18 protein-coding genes are annotated in these 16,717 nt (G+C 38.0%); 16 read left to right on the top strand and 2 right to left on the bottom strand.

The window, feature by feature from the left end; translation table 11 throughout:
* The first annotated feature begins 1 nt into the window (after nt 1).
* A complete protein-coding gene (locus A2U94_RS06420) occupies nt 2-787 on the top strand; it encodes an ABC transporter ATP-binding protein (protein ID WP_025910517.1) in 786 nt (261 codons plus the stop codon).
* 343 nt (nt 788-1,130) lie between these two features.
* Here A2U94_RS06420 and A2U94_RS06415 read toward each other — a convergent pair whose 3' ends face one another.
* A complete protein-coding gene (locus tag A2U94_RS06415) occupies nt 1,131-2,987 on the bottom strand; it encodes a terpene cyclase/mutase family protein (protein ID WP_025910516.1) in 1,857 nt (618 codons plus the stop codon).
* A gap of 147 nt (nt 2,988-3,134) precedes the next feature.
* On the opposite strand from A2U94_RS06415, the gene A2U94_RS06410 reads away from it, so the two are divergent.
* From A2U94_RS06410 to A2U94_RS06390, 4 genes are all read left to right on the top strand, one after another.
* Entirely contained in the window at nt 3,135-4,187 is a 1,053-nt protein-coding gene (locus A2U94_RS06410; protein WP_025910515.1) for an acyl-CoA--6-aminopenicillanic acid acyl-transferase, read from the top strand.
* 110 nt (nt 4,188-4,297) lie between these two features.
* On the top strand, nt 4,298-4,576 hold the full coding sequence (locus A2U94_RS06405; protein ID WP_231882737.1) for a hypothetical protein: 279 nt from the start codon (nt 4,298-4,300) through the stop codon (nt 4,574-4,576).
* A 436-nt stretch (nt 4,577-5,012) separates the two neighbouring features.
* Nucleotides 5,013-5,333 (top strand): hypothetical protein, encoded by a 321-nt coding sequence (locus tag A2U94_RS06395; protein WP_062954477.1) that lies wholly within the window; start codon nt 5,013-5,015, stop codon nt 5,331-5,333.
* Between the two features lie 24 nt (nt 5,334-5,357).
* Nucleotides 5,358-6,491, top strand: a complete 1,134-nt coding sequence (locus tag A2U94_RS06390; RefSeq protein ID WP_025910509.1) for an NAD(P)/FAD-dependent oxidoreductase — start codon at nt 5,358-5,360, stop codon at nt 6,489-6,491.
* Nucleotides 6,492-6,679: 188 nt separating this feature from the next.
* Here the strand turns inward: A2U94_RS06390 and A2U94_RS06385 are convergent, their stop codons facing one another.
* Nucleotides 6,680-7,588 carry a VanW family protein gene (locus tag A2U94_RS06385; RefSeq protein ID WP_025910507.1) on the bottom strand — a complete coding sequence of 303 codons (909 nt, stop codon included), beginning with the start codon at nt 7,586-7,588 and terminating at the stop codon, nt 6,680-6,682.
* 149 nt (nt 7,589-7,737) lie between these two features.
* Here A2U94_RS06385 and A2U94_RS06380 point away from each other — a divergent pair, with 149 nt between their 5' ends.
* The 11 genes from A2U94_RS06380 to A2U94_RS06340 all read left to right on the top strand — a co-directional run bounded on the left by A2U94_RS06380 (nt 7,738) and on the right by A2U94_RS06340 (nt 16,705).
* Nucleotides 7,738-8,571 carry a class III extradiol ring-cleavage dioxygenase family protein gene (locus tag A2U94_RS06380; protein WP_062954475.1) on the top strand — a complete coding sequence of 278 codons (834 nt, stop codon included), beginning with the start codon at nt 7,738-7,740 and terminating at the stop codon, nt 8,569-8,571.
* A 143-nt stretch (nt 8,572-8,714) separates the two neighbouring features.
* Nucleotides 8,715-8,900 (top strand): hypothetical protein, encoded by a 186-nt coding sequence (locus tag A2U94_RS06375; RefSeq protein WP_062954473.1) that lies wholly within the window; start codon nt 8,715-8,717, stop codon nt 8,898-8,900.
* Between the two features lie 117 nt (nt 8,901-9,017).
* On the top strand, nt 9,018-9,347 hold the full coding sequence (locus A2U94_RS06370; protein ID WP_062954471.1) for a helix-turn-helix domain-containing protein: 330 nt from the start codon (nt 9,018-9,020) through the stop codon (nt 9,345-9,347).
* 189 nt (nt 9,348-9,536) lie between these two features.
* Nucleotides 9,537-9,650, top strand: a complete 114-nt coding sequence (locus A2U94_RS21075) for a paeninodin family lasso peptide (RefSeq protein WP_119543706.1) — start codon at nt 9,537-9,539, stop codon at nt 9,648-9,650.
* Between the two features lie 216 nt (nt 9,651-9,866).
* Nucleotides 9,867-10,019, top strand: a complete 153-nt coding sequence (locus A2U94_RS21070) for a hypothetical protein (protein WP_156482226.1) — start codon at nt 9,867-9,869, stop codon at nt 10,017-10,019.
* Between the two features lie 90 nt (nt 10,020-10,109).
* Nucleotides 10,110-10,844: a YveK family protein gene (locus tag A2U94_RS06365; RefSeq protein ID WP_062686483.1), complete on the top strand. Its 735-nt coding sequence runs from the start codon at nt 10,110-10,112 to the stop codon at nt 10,842-10,844.
* Complete coding sequence (locus tag A2U94_RS06360; RefSeq protein ID WP_064484033.1) at nt 10,834-11,487, top strand: CpsD/CapB family tyrosine-protein kinase; 654 nt, start codon at nt 10,834-10,836, stop codon at nt 11,485-11,487. Before A2U94_RS06365 ends, A2U94_RS06360 begins: the two co-directional genes overlap by 11 nt.
* A gap of 247 nt (nt 11,488-11,734) precedes the next feature.
* Nucleotides 11,735-13,555 carry a polysaccharide biosynthesis protein gene (locus A2U94_RS06355; protein ID WP_062954470.1) on the top strand — a complete coding sequence of 607 codons (1,821 nt, stop codon included), beginning with the start codon at nt 11,735-11,737 and terminating at the stop codon, nt 13,553-13,555.
* A gap of 30 nt (nt 13,556-13,585) precedes the next feature.
* On the top strand, nt 13,586-14,716 hold the full coding sequence (locus tag A2U94_RS06350) for a glycosyltransferase family 4 protein (RefSeq protein ID WP_062954468.1): 1,131 nt from the start codon (nt 13,586-13,588) through the stop codon (nt 14,714-14,716).
* A complete protein-coding gene (locus A2U94_RS06345; RefSeq protein ID WP_144593865.1) occupies nt 14,701-15,849 on the top strand; it encodes a glycosyltransferase family 1 protein in 1,149 nt (382 codons plus the stop codon). The genes A2U94_RS06350 and A2U94_RS06345 overlap by 16 nt, the downstream gene beginning before the upstream one ends.
* A complete protein-coding gene (locus tag A2U94_RS06340; RefSeq protein WP_062954466.1) occupies nt 15,815-16,705 on the top strand; it encodes a glycosyltransferase family 2 protein in 891 nt (296 codons plus the stop codon). The genes A2U94_RS06345 and A2U94_RS06340 overlap by 35 nt, the downstream gene beginning before the upstream one ends.
* Nucleotides 16,706-16,717 lie beyond the last annotated feature (12 nt).

The raw sequence follows: 16,717 nt of genomic DNA, 5'->3' as shown, positions 1-16,717 counted from the left end.
TATTGTAGAATTAACAAATATTTCACTTATACGCGAAAACAAATTGCTGCTAAACGACATATCGTGGGAAATCAATCAAAACGAGCATTGGTGTTTACTAGGCTTAAATGGCTGTGGCAAAACAACGCTCTTAAACGTTATAAATGGATACATATGGCCAACTAAAGGAGAAGCAACGATTTTAAATCATACGTTTGGTGCAACTAATTTGCCAGAAATGCGCAAAGAAATTGGCTGGGTCAGTTCGTCGTTACAACAGAGATTTCCTGAGGATGAAACGGCAATCACGATTGTTTTAAGCGGTAAGTTTGCTTCAATTGGATTGTATGAAAGCGTAACTCAAGAAGAGATAAAACGTGCAAACCAACTGCTCAAGCAGCTTAAGTGCCAGCACTTTGCAAATCAACTATATCGCACCTTATCTCAAGGTGAGCGTCAACGAGTGTTAATTGCACGCGCATTGATGGCGTCTCCAAAGCTTCTTATTCTAGATGAGCCGTGTACAGGTTTAGACCTTTTAGCTAAAGAGCAATTACTATTGTTAATCCAGCAGATTGCGATAGAACCAGATGGTCCAACTCTTATTTATGTGACGCATCATGTAGAGGAAATCTTATCCTGCTTTACCCATACTATGCTAATGAAAGAAGGACGAGTGTTTTCGGCTGGCAAAACAGCTGATTTGTTAACGGAGGATCGGCTTTCTGCGTTCTTTGAACAGGAAGTATTAGTTCAAAAAATAAAAGACCGTACATGGCTATCGCTAAAAGAAAAAGTTACCTATTGAAAATATAGAATTTTCAAATGAAAAGAGGCTGGGACATAAGTAATTCAGCCAATGATAAACCTGAACGATTGAGAGTTTCTCACTTTTAATCGTTCAGATTTTTTGTTGATTGTGAAAACAATGTTGGAAACAGGGTGGAATGGAGCATAGGACACTCGACTCCTGCGGGAAAGAGAGGGAAAACGGAGATCCCGCAGCGCAGCGAGGAAGCTCAGGTTCCTCCCCGCGGAAAGCGAGTGGCCGTAGCGCAATGGAACGAACGTGTTGAGACAAACTAAAGAGATTGGAACAGCTAGTGTTCGTCTCTTAGAAGCAATCATTTTGTTATGTCCCAAACTCTTTTTTAAGCCTTTGCTTGATAATGAGAAAGAGCTAATAATGGAAAAAGGTCATTATAGCTGTGATAGTTAATATAAAATTGCCCGGGAAGTCCTATACCGGTCGGATAGTTCCGTTGCTGTATAGTTTGTTCTGAGCGATTAAGTAAAAAGGAAACACCATCTATTATTTCTTGGTTTGTTTTTGGACAGACGCTTAGTAGTGCATCTATAGCCCAAGCCGTTTGAGAAGGTGTACTAAACGATAATGGTATATAGCGCTTGTATTTCGCACTAGAGCATGATTCTCCCCAGCCGCCATCTGAACGCTGGATGCTCTTAAGCCAGTTAATTGCTTTTACAATCTGCTTATCGTGTTTTGAAACACCTACTGCTAAAAGGCCCGTAACGGCTGCCCATGTACCGTATATATAGCAAACTCCCCATCGACCATACCAGCTGCCATTCTCTTCTTGATTGTCAAATAACCAATCAACGGCTGCTTGAATTTTTGGGTGATTTTTGTTCATGCCTCCAAATGACCCAAGGCATTCTAGTACTCGGCCTGTTAAATCCGCAGTTGCGGGATCTGTAGCCGCATCTTCCGCATTTTCAAGGGGTAGATACGTAAACAATGTGCTATCAGTGTTTTTTTCAAAGGCAGCGAACCCACCGTCTCGATTTTGCATCGATAACAGCCAGTTGATTCCTTTTTGCCACGAATGGAAATAGGAAGGATCGTCTGAGGCTCGACTTGTTAGTGCACGAATTGCAGCTGAAGTATCATCTAAATCAGGGTTGATGGTGTTGTTATGTGAAAATCCCCATCCACCTGGTTGAATACCTGGGTTGTGAACACGCCAATCTCCAAAGCGAGAATGTTGTTTTTGCTGTAAATAGGAAGTCGCTTTTCTTATCATGGGGTCTTTCCAAGATAGACCGGCTTCTTGAAGTGCATAAGTTAAAAGAGCTGTATCCCATACGGTTGACGTAGAATTTTCAATATGTGTATAAGTGGAGCATTCACTAGCTAATCCGTAAATTCCCTCAACGGCCCGTTGAACAATTGGAGAATTACGCTTATATCCAAGCGCTAAAAGAGCGTAAATCATAAAAAATGTAGCACTAGCGTAACTGTATAGCGTCCCATCATCTTCTAATCGATCGAGCATGTAGCGCTCAGCAGCTTGATACCCAAGTCGATGAATGTAAGATGGAAGGGATGTCAAATGTTTCACTTGCTTAAGAAATGGTGATGCTCGAACATTTCGTTGCATATCCAGTTCCTCTGACCTTGTGAGTAAATGGCTGAGAGAAGGGGTATGCTTAGATGTCACTGAAAATTTTTTATTGGCAACGATCATCATTGGAATAAAATGAATGCGTGCATAAGCGCTTAAATTATAAAAGCTAAGTGGAGCGTTAGGCGGAACAACTAGAAACGAAAGCGGTAAATAAAATAACGAAGGCCAGTCGTACAATCCGTTTGCTGCGAGCATCCATTTTGTCATAAAATGAGCCTTTGATAGCGCATTGGTTTCAATGAGGTAAGCTTCTGCTTTTCGAAGAACGCGATCTTCGCGCGTATAGAAGCCAGAATATAAAAGGGCTGCGTAGGCTTGAAGAGTCGCAGAGGGGTTTGGCTTTTCATCATCGTGTAAAGTCCAAACGCCATCTTTGTTTTGTTTTGAAACAATTCGTTTTGTAAGCTTTTCAACAAGCTTCTGGTTTGGGTGTTCGATGCTTCGCAATAGCATAATTAGGAAAGAATCAGTCATAACGCCACCTTCAAAGCAATACTGAAATGAACCATCAGCTGACTGTCTGCCTTGAATTTTTTGTATATAATAATGGATTTCTTTTGCTGTTTTTTCTTGTAGCATGAGTCATCACCTCAAATTAATATTTACTAATTCCAAACCCTCACTATTTAACCTTATTCCATTTGGACGTCTTGTATGAGGGTTGAAAGTTGCAAAGCAATGTTCATTTCCTGCAAAATAATAGTAGATTAAATGAGGTGAAAAGGAATGAAAGAAATAAAGGTAGAGATTATCCAGGGAAGAGGATCTTATTATAACCTTGGTATGCTACAAGGGTTACTGCATAAGGGCACAAAGCTTGAAGAGAATCATTTGAAAAGAAGAAAGCGATCGATTCGAAGCTATGAGGCTAATCAACGTCAGGCTAAAACGTATTATGATTTGTTTGCACCAGGCTTGTGGAGTGAGTTAGAAGGATTGAGTGAAGGGCTAGAATGGTCGCTTGAAGATATTGTTCATGAATACAGTGGCTATCAACAAAACTGGGATAAAACAGGGTGTTCTGCTCTTATGCAAAACGGAGTGTATGTGCGTAACTATGACTATCACCCTAAAACATATGAAGGAAGGTTTTTACTCTTTCAACCCGACCAAGGCTTTGCTAGCGTAGGATTTGGAACTAGAATGATTGGTCGTATGGATGGTATGAACGAAAAAGGCCTTGTAGTCGGCTACCATTTTGTCAATCGTCGCAGGCAGACAGGTGGCTTCATTTGCTGCACGTTAGCTCGTTTTATTTTGGAATCATGCGAAACAACGGAAGAAGCGATAGCTGTTTTAGAGAGAGCACCCCACAGGCATGCATTTAACTATTCACTTTATGATCGAAGTGGGAATGCAGCTGTTGTGGAGGCATCAGGTAGAGGAGTGCGCGTATTGAGAGGAGCTACGATGGCTTGTACAAATCATTTTCATGAATTAGTCGAAGAGAATCGTCATCACCTCGTTGAATCAACAGAGCGTTTAGAGAATATTCGGAACCAGATTGACCAAGCGCTATCCATACGAGATTCGTATCGAGTTTTTAATGATCCAGCCTACGGAGTCTTTAAAGAAGACTATAAAAATTCAGCTGGAACGTTGCATACGGTTGCATATGAACCTCATACGCTGCAAGTAGCAGTTGGAATTGGTCGGTCAGCTGAGCCTTTCATCTTTTCATTTAAAGAATGGATAGAAGGTAAACCTTTGGATAAATCATATTTGAAAGGGATTATTCATACAACAGAGGAATTTCCATTTGAAGAAACCAAGCACTAATGATTTTTTATTAAATTTTGTTAACAACTTTGTCTGACAAGTTGTCAAAAACTTTGGTAAATGATAACGTTGTTGTTAGCTAAAATTATATATAGAAAGAAAGTGATGTTTTGTACTATTCACCAAGGCCAAGAGGCGTACATTTATTTATTCCGGGCCTACTGTTTGTACTGACAATTGTTTTATTTACAATGGTACAAGTAGGATTTTATTTAGAATCAGGAATTATTCGAAAAATTTGGGTCATCCTAATGGCGTTACTCCCAGTAGCTGGACTTATTACAGCGATTAAAGGAAAGCGTGGGAGCGTGAAGACCTGGTTAATTCTTGGAAATTTAGTGCTTGTGTTAACTGTAACGGTGATGAGCGTTCAAGCTGTTTTCTCATAAGTTTTTACATAGGAAAGAGACTGAGACATAAGTAGTTCAGCCTCTACTATACCTGAACGATTGAGAGTTCATAACTTTTAATCGTTCAGGTTTTTTGCTGATTGTGAAAAACAATGTTGGAAACAGGGTGGAATGGAGCGTAGGACACTCGACTCCTGCAGGGTTTCCCTTATGTGGTTTTCTACTAAACGCATCGTATTGATTAACTTTAATTTGTTTCATATAGTCACCTTCCTTTCTCTAGCAGATCATAGTTTAATTGACTTCGAAGGCAGTAGATAAAGCAGTAGCTCGAATTTTCATTATACAAAAAATGGATTTCGGAGAGCTGTTTTATGTTACCATATGGATGATATAGTATGAAGGGGACGCGAAAGCATGAAAAACGTAGTAGCTGCGCTTAGCATGGGAATGGGCTCAGTGGGAGTCAGGAAATTTGCAGCAAGCCATGTTTACAAGCAATAAAATCTTTAGTCAAGCCCTGTTTGCGGTCAATGGTGTATCAACAAGGTTATTATATACAGATTTAAGGATGCAAAAGGCTGGTCGCTTTTTAGAACAAGAAAATAAGTTTAAAAATAAAAAAGAAGCCGAAGTTTATCGTGACCTCATTAAAGAGCGCTATCAAACGGTTAAAGATTATTACCAAAACGAGTATGAGCGAAAAGGTCAGGTTCGTAAGCAAACAAAGGAAGCAATCGATAAACGAATTAAAGAACAAAGTGGTGAAGCACCATCTTCATCAACTAATGACTAATAGAGAATAAAGGAATGTTAATAAATGAGTACATATATCGTTATCGGAGCAGGAATATTAGGAGCATCAACTGCTTATCATTTAGCCAAATCAGGAGCGGATGTAACGGTTGTAGACAAAAAGCATGATGGACAAGCAACAGATGCAGCTGCAGGAATTGTATGCCCATGGCTGTCACAGCGTCGTAATAAAGCTTGGTACCGTTTAGCTAAGTACGGTGCAAAATATTATCAAGACTTAATTGCAAGCTTAGAAGCGGATGGAGAAACAAATACAGGCTATAAAAAGGTTGGAGCGATCAGTATTCATACAGATGAAAATAAACTTGATAAAATGCAAGAGCGGGCTTACAAGCGACGTGAAGATGCGCCTGAAATTGGTGATATCAGTCGCTTGCTAGAAGATAAAACTCAACGGGAGTTTCCCTTTTTACAAAATGGCTTTCAATCTGTTCACATTAGCGGAGCTGCTCGCGTTAATGGAAGAGCATTGTGTGAAGCTCTGCTTGCAGGGGCCAAAAAACATGGAGCAAAACTCATTCATGATGAAGCCAAACTTCTATATAAAGGTAAAAAAATAAGAGGAGTTCTTACAAGTTCAGCTACTATTGAAGCAGATTATGTTATCGTTACGGCGGGAGCTTGGGCAAGAGAGCTATTTGAACCGATTGGGATTGATTTACAAGTTACGTATCAAAAAGCCCAAATTATGCATTTGCAGCTTGACGAAGAAGACACCGGTTCTTTACCTGTTGTGATGCCACCCAATGACCAATATATTCTCGCTTTTGAACAAGGTAAGATTGTAATTGGGGCAACACATGAAAACGACACGGGCTTTGATTACCGGGTAACAGCTGGTGGGGTTTATGAAGTGCTTAATAAAGCATTAGAGATAGCACCTGGATTAGCCGACGGAGCAATAGATGAAATTCGCGTAGGATTCAGACCGTTTACGCCAGGGTTCTTACCAATTATCGGGGCCGTTCCGTCACATTCAAACGTCTTTTTAGCAAATGGACTTGGAGCATCAGGTTTAACAGTAGGACCTTATTTAGGATCACAGCTTGCTAAGCTTGCGCTCGGACAAGAAATTGAGCTACCTCTTGAAGACTATTCTGTAGAAGATGCAATTCAAGCCAATAAATATATGTTCTAAATAATCATTAAGATGATACATCAGCGGATTAGACGTAATACAGAGATAAAAACTCTCCATTTTTATCTCTTATTCTAAAAAAATAAGAAAAGATAATGGAGTGGTGAAGAATGGATTGCTGTTTGCGTACAGCTCTCTCTTTACTAAAAAGATGTGTTCAATATAGCATGCAGAACACATCTTTTTACTTAGTCAACTGCTGATGGGACGAGGTCTTCTTTTTGAATACTTGGTACACTTTTTGGTTCGTAGCGAAGATCATTTGTTGAAAGTAGCATAATGATTACTGTACTTCCCTTTGCATAAGCGCGAATAAGGAGCGGTTGGTCATAGTTGTTTCGAAAATTGAAGTCAGGACCGTACCAGCTTACAGTGGCATCTCTTCCCGGTGGAACATAGTGAACCGTTTTGCTATGTGAAAATCGCTGAGTTACTTCCAATCCCGCACGATCAACGGCGTTAAACAAGGTTGAGGAAACTTGACAAATGCCACCCCCAATTCCTTCTGAAAATTCACCACGCACGATAATTTTAGCAGGAAGATAGCCTTTTTCTTTTGTTCGTTGCCCCACAGTACGATTAAACGAAAACGTTTCTCCAGGAAAAATAACTTGATTATTAATGGCTTCTGTAGCTAAAGAAATGTTGTGTGAGCGGTTTTTATTATGCGTATTAAAATAAGTATAATAATGACTAATTTGCTTGGACCGTACGGATGCTAACAGTTCGCTGTCCACTTTAGGATAAATAACCACCTTTGGAATCTTAATGGATGGTTGTGAATGATTATAAAAGGTTCTGTAAAACTCTTCTTTAAATAATACGCTGTTAAGCTGTGAGCCAGGCTGCTCAGAAATGATGTTGCCCGCACGATCAAGCTTTGCATTAACAGGTGGTTTATACACAATAGGCTGAATTTTTTTCAATAGCATGTCGTATTTATCATCATCAATAAGTGGAACGCCTGGAATATCACTTTGAATATCTGCACGATTAATGGTTGTAATTGGTTTATTGTCATCGGTTAATAACAAATGGTCTGATACCGCAGTTGGATGAGCAACCAACATAAGACCTAACATCCAAGTTAGTTTCATACGCATTTCCCTCCCGATGTTAGTATAAGGAAGCATAACAATTTCATGTAACCGAATAAAGGTTTCTTTTAGTTATTAAGTGCCAATTATAAAATACATAAACTGTCGTATATTAATAAAGCTAAAATGTACATGAAAGAGGTTTATGTATGAACAAATATTTCATTATTTTATTGTTTATAAGTCTTATTACGCCGACTCAAGCAAGTGCAAAAGCAAAAAATCATCCTTTAACTTATTATGGCGCAGTACAAAAAGGTAAAATTATACCATGGAAAGAAGCCCAACATTTACTTCTTAAAGGCAAGAAATTTACGGTAATTGATATGGATACAGGTTTATCCTTTAACGTGCAGCGGCGAGCGGGAAACAAGCATGCAGATGTACAACCGTTAACAAGAACCGATACAGCCGTTATGAAATACATCTATGACAATCATTGGAGCTGGAATAGAAAAGCAGTTCTGATTCCTGTAAAAGGACAGCTTATAGCTGCATCGATGAATGGTATACCACACGGGGCCGGGGCGCTAGATAACGGATTTCCAGGACATTTTTGCATTCATTTTTTAGGCAGCACTACTCATAAACGAAATCATGCTGACCCAGATCATCAAATGATGGTGTTAAAAGCCGGAGATAATCTTGAGAAATTTGTTTCTACAGCTACACCAGAACAACTCATTCAGCTTTTCTTAATTGGAGTAAAACAAAGAGATGATATACTGTTGAAAGCAGCGGTAGGTAAAAAACAGCTAGAAAAAGTCTATTCAAAAGTGGAAAAGATTGAAGCATTACATTACAAACAAGAAGAAATTCAATCAGTGATAGAAACACAGCCCTTAATCGTAAAGGGAGCAGTAAATGTTTCAACTATTGCAGTTGAGAGAGGTGAAGGTCAAAGAAGCTTAACAGTGAGCTTTAAATTAGAAAAACCTTCAACCAGTGGTACTTGGAAGATTAAAGAGGTAAGTTTTAACTAGCTAACAAAAAGCTGTTTGTATGAGGCAGTTTTTTATAAAATAACAGGATCACTGTTTAAAATGCTATACACGCGATAATGAGTAATTTATACTAATAGTGAGTTTATCGACTTATTTTTAAAAATTAGAAAGAGGTTTTTATCGTGGTGAAAGCGGGTTTATTTGGACATTATACCTTTGTAGGAGTTTTATTTGGCTGTATTTCTGGGCTCTTTATTGAAGGGGTTGTATACGAAGAAATGGCAGTTTTACCGCTCGGTCTATTCAGTGGTTTGTTAGTGGGTAGCTGCGTCGATTTATATCGGTGGTGGAAAACGCCTGTAAAATAAAAAATCGTCAACATAAACTGAATTGTAGCAGTTGTCACAATCGGTATTTTGAAAATAAGTAATGGAAAAGAAAATATGTTATAATGCTCTTAACAGTAACAGTTAAGGGTGATGACAATGGAAATTGGTCAGCGTATTAGAGAGTTAAGAGGAAAAAAAGGAATGTCTTTAACCGAACTTGCTACACGAGCTGGGGTAGCTAAATCTTATATTTCATCGGTAGAGCGTGGCATTCAGCTTAATCCTTCAATTCAGTTTTTAACAAAAGTGTCGAATGTATTAAATGTTAATGTTGAGACGCTTATCAATGGTACCAGTGATAAAGATGAATCACAGTTAGACGCAGAATGGGTAGAGCTTGCAAAAGAAGCGGCACATTCCGGAGTTAGTAAAGAACAATTTAAGCAGTTTTTAGAGTTTCAAAAGTGGCAGCGCACTAATCAATAAGCTGCTTAAAAAATAAATGAGATGGTGTTTAAATTCAGAAAATAACGAAAGATTATTGACAATAAAATGTTAAAGTGATAAGATTCACATGTGTTCTTTATAAAGAACACATGTGTTTTTTGCTCTTATTTACTTGTTTATGAGGTACATGAGCAGTTATGAAACAAAAGCATATAAAGGAGGATTAAAATGAAAAAAGAATGGAATACGCCAACGGTTGAAGTGTTAGAAGTCAAAATGACATTAAAAGGTTGGGAAGACAAGCCATCAAAAGATTCTTCCAACAATGACTTAGACAGCTAATAACAGCTAGATGGCCTTGTTACGTTGTTCGCAAGGTCATCTTCTGGTTTTATAAACCACAGCATGTAGTGATCCTGGGAAATAGATAAACTTTGTTTACATCTAAACTATCAGCGTCAAGGTTACTTCAGTCATTTCTTTTCTATTTTTAACCATCATGCAAAGATCTATCAGCCTAAGTACTACATAGCCCTCGTTGAAAAGAAGCTGTACCGTATGCTTCGCTTTTCATATCACTTGTGGGTTGAACAAACAGGTCCTGAGTTGGTTGGGCCTACAACATCTCTAATTCCAGTTATCATTCATATTGAAAAAATGATGCAAGAAGGAATCCTGTTGTCAATTATGAAAGAACCGAACACCCACTGAGCATAAATGATAAAAAAAAAAACATTATATTGACATGTTCTTTATAGAGAACAATATTCTTGTTGAACATGCATAATAAGGGTGGTTAGCATGAAGAGTGAGAATATACAAACCTTTCAAAGAGGTAAAAGTGACAAAGAAATTAATTTAAAGGAATATTATGATGTGTTAAAGAAAAGAGTCTGGGTCATTCTAATCATTACGGCTATTACTACAATGATTGGCGTTATCTACAGCGGCTTAAATAGCTCCCCTCTTTATCAAACATCAACACGAATTATTATTAATACAGATAGTGAATACATGAAAACGTTAATGGTCATGATTAAAGATCCTATCATGATGCAAAAAGTAAAAGAAGAGTTAAGGCTACAAAAATCTCCAGAGTCGATTGCGAATCAAATACAAGTTACAAGGATTGACGAATCTCAAGTTGTGAGCATCTCAGTTGTTGACTCGACTCCACAAAGGGCAGTAAGTATTGCGGATACAACGGCTCGCGTTTTTAAAAATGAAATTGCTTCCATCTTAAAATTTAAAGATGTACAGCTATTATCCGGTGCAAAAGAAAACCCTTATCCCATCAATGAATCCCAAAGTCGTACAATTATTTTTACCTTTTTGTTTGGATTAGCAGTTGGTGTGGGTTTGGCATTCTTATTGGACTCTTTAGATGTAACGCTACGAAAGCATAGTGAGATTGAAGATATTCTCGGTGTTCCAGTTCTCGGCGTAATCTCAAGTATGAATAAGAAAAATTTATCTATTAATAAAAAACGAGCGAAAGAAATGGAAGTAAGGAGAGAAGCTGCTGATGCTAAGTAAAAAAAGTCAATCATCCGCTTTTAAAAAACAAAGTCTAATTGCTTACTCAAATCCAAACTCTTTAATTTCAGATCAGTTTCGAACAATTAGAACCAATATTCAATTTTTAATGAAAGAGAAAAAGAACTACTTGCTGTTAATTACATCTGCAGAGCAAGGAACTGGAAAATCAATGATTGCAGCGAATCTAGCGACTTCTATTGCTCAAAAGCAAAGAGTGTTATTAATTGATGCCAATCTCCGCTCTCCGTTCATCCATACAATTTTTAAGCTGTCTAATAAAGTTGGGCTTACAGATGTACTAGAAAGAACCGCTGATTTAGTAGAGGCTATATATCAGCCCGCCATCGGTCAGCTTGAAATTTTAACGAGCGGTAAACCATCTTATAATCCAGCAGAGCTTTTGGGAAGCGACACAATGATTCGACTTATGCAAATTATTGTTAATCGCTACGATGTAGTGATTATTGACTCACCGTCCGTATTAGATTTTACGGAAACAAGGTTAATGGCTAACCGGTGTCATGGGGTTGTACTTGTACTTAAGCAGGGAAAGATCAAACCTCAGCAATTGATTGAAGCGAAAAATATTTTAGATTTAGCGCATGCAAAGCTAGTAGGAACGATTATTAATGAAAAATAAGTATACAAATGTTCTTTATAAAGAACGAGGTGATGTCTACTTACCTGTATCAATGGAGACACTCGACCGTGCTGTGGGTTACAAAACCTTAGACGCTAGTCGTCAAAAGTGTGGTGTGAGGATAGGTTAGATGCCTATTTAGTTTAAATAAAGTTTTTATGTATGAAGTATAGTGTGAACTTTATACATAAGAACTTTATACATAAGAACTTTATTATATTAATTCCAGAAAGAAAGGGATCAATTCATGACGCACAGACAGAGATTATCACTATTTATCGTCATCGATTCATGTATTGTTTTCATGACAATCTTCATTAGTAGATTTCTTGTTAATAGTGACTTTCATATAGTAACTGCTGAAATATGGATGAGTTCACTAGTATTGCTGCTTGGGCACCATCTGTTCGCTATTAAATTGGGCTTATATTATAAATCATGGGAGTATGCAAGCGTAGGGGAGCTCGTTATCATTTTAAAAGCTGTTTCTTACTCAGTTATGCTGGCCTGTGTGTTTCAACAAGTGATTATACAGACCGTTCATGTTCGACTTTTATTAATAACGTGGCTTTTGCATCTTTTGCTTATTGGGGGGTCACGATTTGTGTGGCGTGTTTATTTAGATTCTTTAAATAAAGAAAAGCAAAAGAAAAAACGAACACTAATTGTAGGCGCAGGCTCTGCCGGCACCATGGTTGTGCGACAGCTAGTAAAAAACAAACAAAGTGAGCTTTATCCTGTTGCGTTTATTGATGATAACGTAAGCAAGCAACACCTTGATATTTTAGGTGTAAGAGTTGTAGGAGGCTTGGACAGCATTGATTGGGTTGTTAGTGATTTAAAAATTGACAATATCATAATTGCAATTCCTTCTTTAACAAAAAAGCAGTTACATCGCATATCAAAAGCTTGTGTTAAAACACGAGTGAAAACTCAGACACTTCCAATGCTTGAAGATTTGGTAACTGGGAAAGTATCAGTCAATCAATTTCAAGATGTGAAGATAGAGAGCTTGTTGGGAAGAGAGCCTGTAGATATGGACATGCAAAGCGTGGCCAAGTACGTAACAAATAAAACGGTTCTCATTACGGGAGCTGGTGGATCCATTGGTTCTGAAATCGCTAGACAAATTACAGGGTTTGCGCCTAAGCAATTAATCTTATTGGGACACGGAGAAAACAGTATTTATTCGATTAGCGTAGAGCTAAAAGAACAATTCCCCACTACGAAAACGCTTTTTATAACAGAAATTGCAGATATTCAAGATGCTGAAAAAATGATGCGTGTGATGAAACACTATGCTCCTGACGTCGTGTATCATGCCGCCGCTCATAAACATGTTCCACTTATGGAACATAATCCAGAGGAAGCTGTAAAAAACAATGTTATTGGCACGATAAACGTAGCAAGAGCTGCCAGTGATAATCACGTGAACACATTTGTCATGATTTCATCAGATAAAGCCGTAAATCCGACAAGCGTTATGGGAGCAACAAAAAAACTAGCTGAATCCATTGTTCAATATATGAATGAACAGAGTGCAACAACATTTGTAGCCGTCCGCTTTGGAAACGTGCTTGGAAGCAGAGGGAGTGTTATTCCTCTTTTTAAGAAGCAAATTGAAGCAGGAGGACCTGTGACCGTTACAGATCCAGAAATGGTTCGCTATTTTATGACGATTCCAGAAGCGTCTCGACTTGTTATTCAAGCTGGAGCATTAGCAAAAGGTGGCGAAGTATTTGTTTTAGATATGGGAAAGCCTGTGAGAATTGTTGATTTAGCTAAAAATTTAATTACCTTATCTGGTTATAGTTTGGATGATATTGACATTGCATACACGGGAATTCGTCCAGGAGAAAAACTATTTGAAGAATTATTGACAAAAGAAGAAGTTCATGAGGAACAGGTTTATCCAAAAATTTACGTAGGCAAAACATCTTCGCCTTATTTTCAAGAGATTGAGAGATTACTTGCAACATCTCATGAATTAAATAAGCATGAACTGCGCAGCGAGTTAATTTATTTAGCAAATAAGAAGGTAGATAAGACATTATCTGTATCAAGTTAATATTACTGTAGTAGAAAGGAACGCTCGTCTATGCCTAAAATATTGTTTTGTGCGACAGTTGATTTTCACTTCAATGCGTTTCACCTTCCATATTTAAAGTGGTTTAAAGAACAAGGGTGGGAAGTCCATGTTGCAGCGGCTAAAACAATGGATTTACCATATGTCACTCACCAGCATGCGTTATCTATTCAGCGTTCACCTTTTCATATGAAGAATCTGCTTGCATATAAAGAGTTAAAGAAACTAATGAAAAAGCATCAATATGAAGTTATTCACTGCCACACGCCAATGGGTGGCATATTAGGGCGCTTAGCGGCTTTACAAATTCGAAAGCATGAAGCGTGTGTCCTTTATACAGCGCACGGCTTTCATTTCTATAAAGGGGCACCTTTATTAAATTGGCTTGTATATTATCCAATTGAGCGAGCAATTTCGTCTTACACTGATGTTTTAATTACAATTAATAGTGAAGATTATCATCTGGCTAAAGCAAAACTAAAAGCGCATAAAACAGTGCATGTAAAAGGTGTAGGGGTTAATACTGATAAATTCAAGCCAAGGTCCAAAAATCTTAATAAAACAATACTAGGCTACCATTCTCAGGATTTTTTACTAATCTACGCCGGAGAGTTTAATCACAATAAAAATCAACAGTACCTTATTCATTTAATGAAAGAGTTAAAAATACGAATACCACATGCTAAATTGTTGCTTGCAGGAGAGGGACCTTTACAAGCAAATTGCAGGTTATTAGCTGAACAATTAGGTGTAAGAGAAAGCGTTGAGTTTTTAGGGTACCATAAGGACTTAAATGAATTACTGCCGCTTTGCGATGTTGCTGTTGCTTCAAGTTTTAGAGAAGGTCTACCCGTCAATGTAATGGAAGCCATGGCATGTGGGTTACCGATCGTAGGTACAGATAATAGAGGACATAGAGAACTAATTCAGCAGCGACAAAACGGCTTCATTGCTCATACTCTGCAAGAATTTGCTTCTTATATTGAAGAGCTAGCAACAAACCAAGAATTAAAATATAGAATGGGCATGAAAGGGAGAAACGCAATTATGAATCATTACAGTTTAGAGAAAGTAATGGATAGAAAAAGAGCAATCTATGAAGCATGTATGAGAAAGGAAGAGAAACGGTGGATTGCAAATTAAGAGTACTTCATGTTGTCGTTAATATGAACAGAGGTGGAGCAGAAACGTTGCTCATGAATTTGTACCGCAACATCGACCGTTCTAAAGTTCAGTTTGATTTTTTAACATGCAAAGAAGGGGTTTTTGATTCAGAAATAAAAGAACTGGGTGGAAAGGTCTACCGTATTCCATATGTAACTGAAGTTGGTCACCGCTTGTATTTAAAGCAACTCTACTTATTTTTTCAACAACATCACACTTATCAAATTGTACACGCTCATTTAGATAAAATGAGTGGTTTTGTACTGCAAACAGCTAAAAAAGCTAAAATTCCAATTCGAATTGCCCATAGTCATAATACGAGAAGTGAAGGTGGTTTAGTGGCGCGCACTTATAAATGGTATGCAGGAACTCGAATTGTCCCATCTGCTACACACTTATATGCTTGTTCAAAAGCAGCTGCTAGCTGGTTATTTCAGAAGCATGACAGGAAAGTCATTCTGTTGAACAACGGAGTTGACGTGGATCGATTCCGCTATTGTCAGCAAGCAAGGCAGAAAGCTCGTGCAGAGTGGGGCGTTAATGAACGTACACTTGTATGGGGACATGTTGGTCGCTTTAACCATCAGAAAAACCATCGCTTTTTACTTGAATTATTTCATAAAGTTCATCAAAAAAATCAAAATACCGTGCTGGTCCTCGTTGGAGAGGGAGTATTAAAAAGCGAGATTGAAAAGCAAATTAAAGAACTGGAGCTCGCACAAAGCGTTAGATTATTAGGCGTTCGCTCAGATGTTCATGAGATCTTGCAAGGGTTTGATTGCTTTGTTTTTCCTTCAGTACATGAAGGGTTACCCTTAACCTTGATTGAAGCACAAGCATGTGGTCTACCCTGTATCATCTCTGATGACATCAGTGAAGAAGTTGACATGGAATGTGGTCTTATTCAGCGATTATCACTAGATAAGGCGAAGGAGTGGGAAAGGGTTCTATCTTTTATAGACCCTTCTTTGCCTCGAAAAGAAGTGGCTTATTTATTAGATAGAAAAGGCTATAACATTAAGCATCAAGCTGAAAAAATTGAGCAGTTTTATCGGGTGTGCATGAAGGAGGGCCATGATGAAAACCATAACCATTTTTACGCCAACATATAATCGGGCATATTGTTTGAACGATTGTTATGAAAGTTTAAAAGTCCAAACGTGCAAAGACTTTATTTGGTTAATTATCGATGATGGCTCCACGGATGATACTCGTCAAAAAGTGGCTGTTTGGAAAGAAGAAGGAGATGTAGATATCTCCTATTGTTTCCAAGAAAATAAAGGCATGCACGCTGCACACAATAAGGCGTATGAATTAATAGATACAGAACTGAATGTCTGTATCGACTCAGACGATTACATGCCAAGAGACGCGGTAGAGAAGATTATACAGCATTGGAAGCGATACGGAAATAGCAGCGTAAGCGGAATTATGGGGTTAGATTCAAACCGTAACGGCACTATCATCGGAACGGCTTTTCCTGAAGAATTAAAGCAGTCAACGCTGTTTCATCTTTATCATAAGCACGGCGTTACAGGAGATAAAAAGCTTGTATATCGAACAGAACTAACTAAAAGATATCCATATCCACTGTTTGAAGGTGAAAAATATGTCGGGCTTGCTTATAAGTATCACATGCTTGATAAAGACTATGAGCTGCTTTTAATGAACGAAGTTTTGTGCTGTGTAGAATATCTTTCCGATGGATCATCTCAAAATATGTTATCACAGTATCTAAAGAATCCACAGGGGTTTGCATTTTACAGAAAAGAGTTGATGAAACTTCCTTTTGCCAGCCCTCTGTTTAAATTTCGCCAAGCTGTTCATTATGTATCAAGCAGCCTCATCAGCCGGAACGGTCAGTTTTTAAAGGAGACACCTCTTAAAACAATAACTCTGTTAGCTGTCCCACTTGGTATTACGCTATATGGCTATATTACGTTAAAAACGAGAATGTTTATATCCTAAAACTTGGTTTAA

The organism is Bacillus sp. VT 712 (genome assembly GCF_001614195.1).
In the GTDB taxonomy this organism is placed as follows: Bacteria; Bacillota; Bacilli; order Bacillales; family Bacillaceae_H; genus Priestia; species Priestia flexa.
Note: the sequence above shows the minus strand (reverse complement) of the source record. Positions and strands in the feature narration are given on the sequence as shown.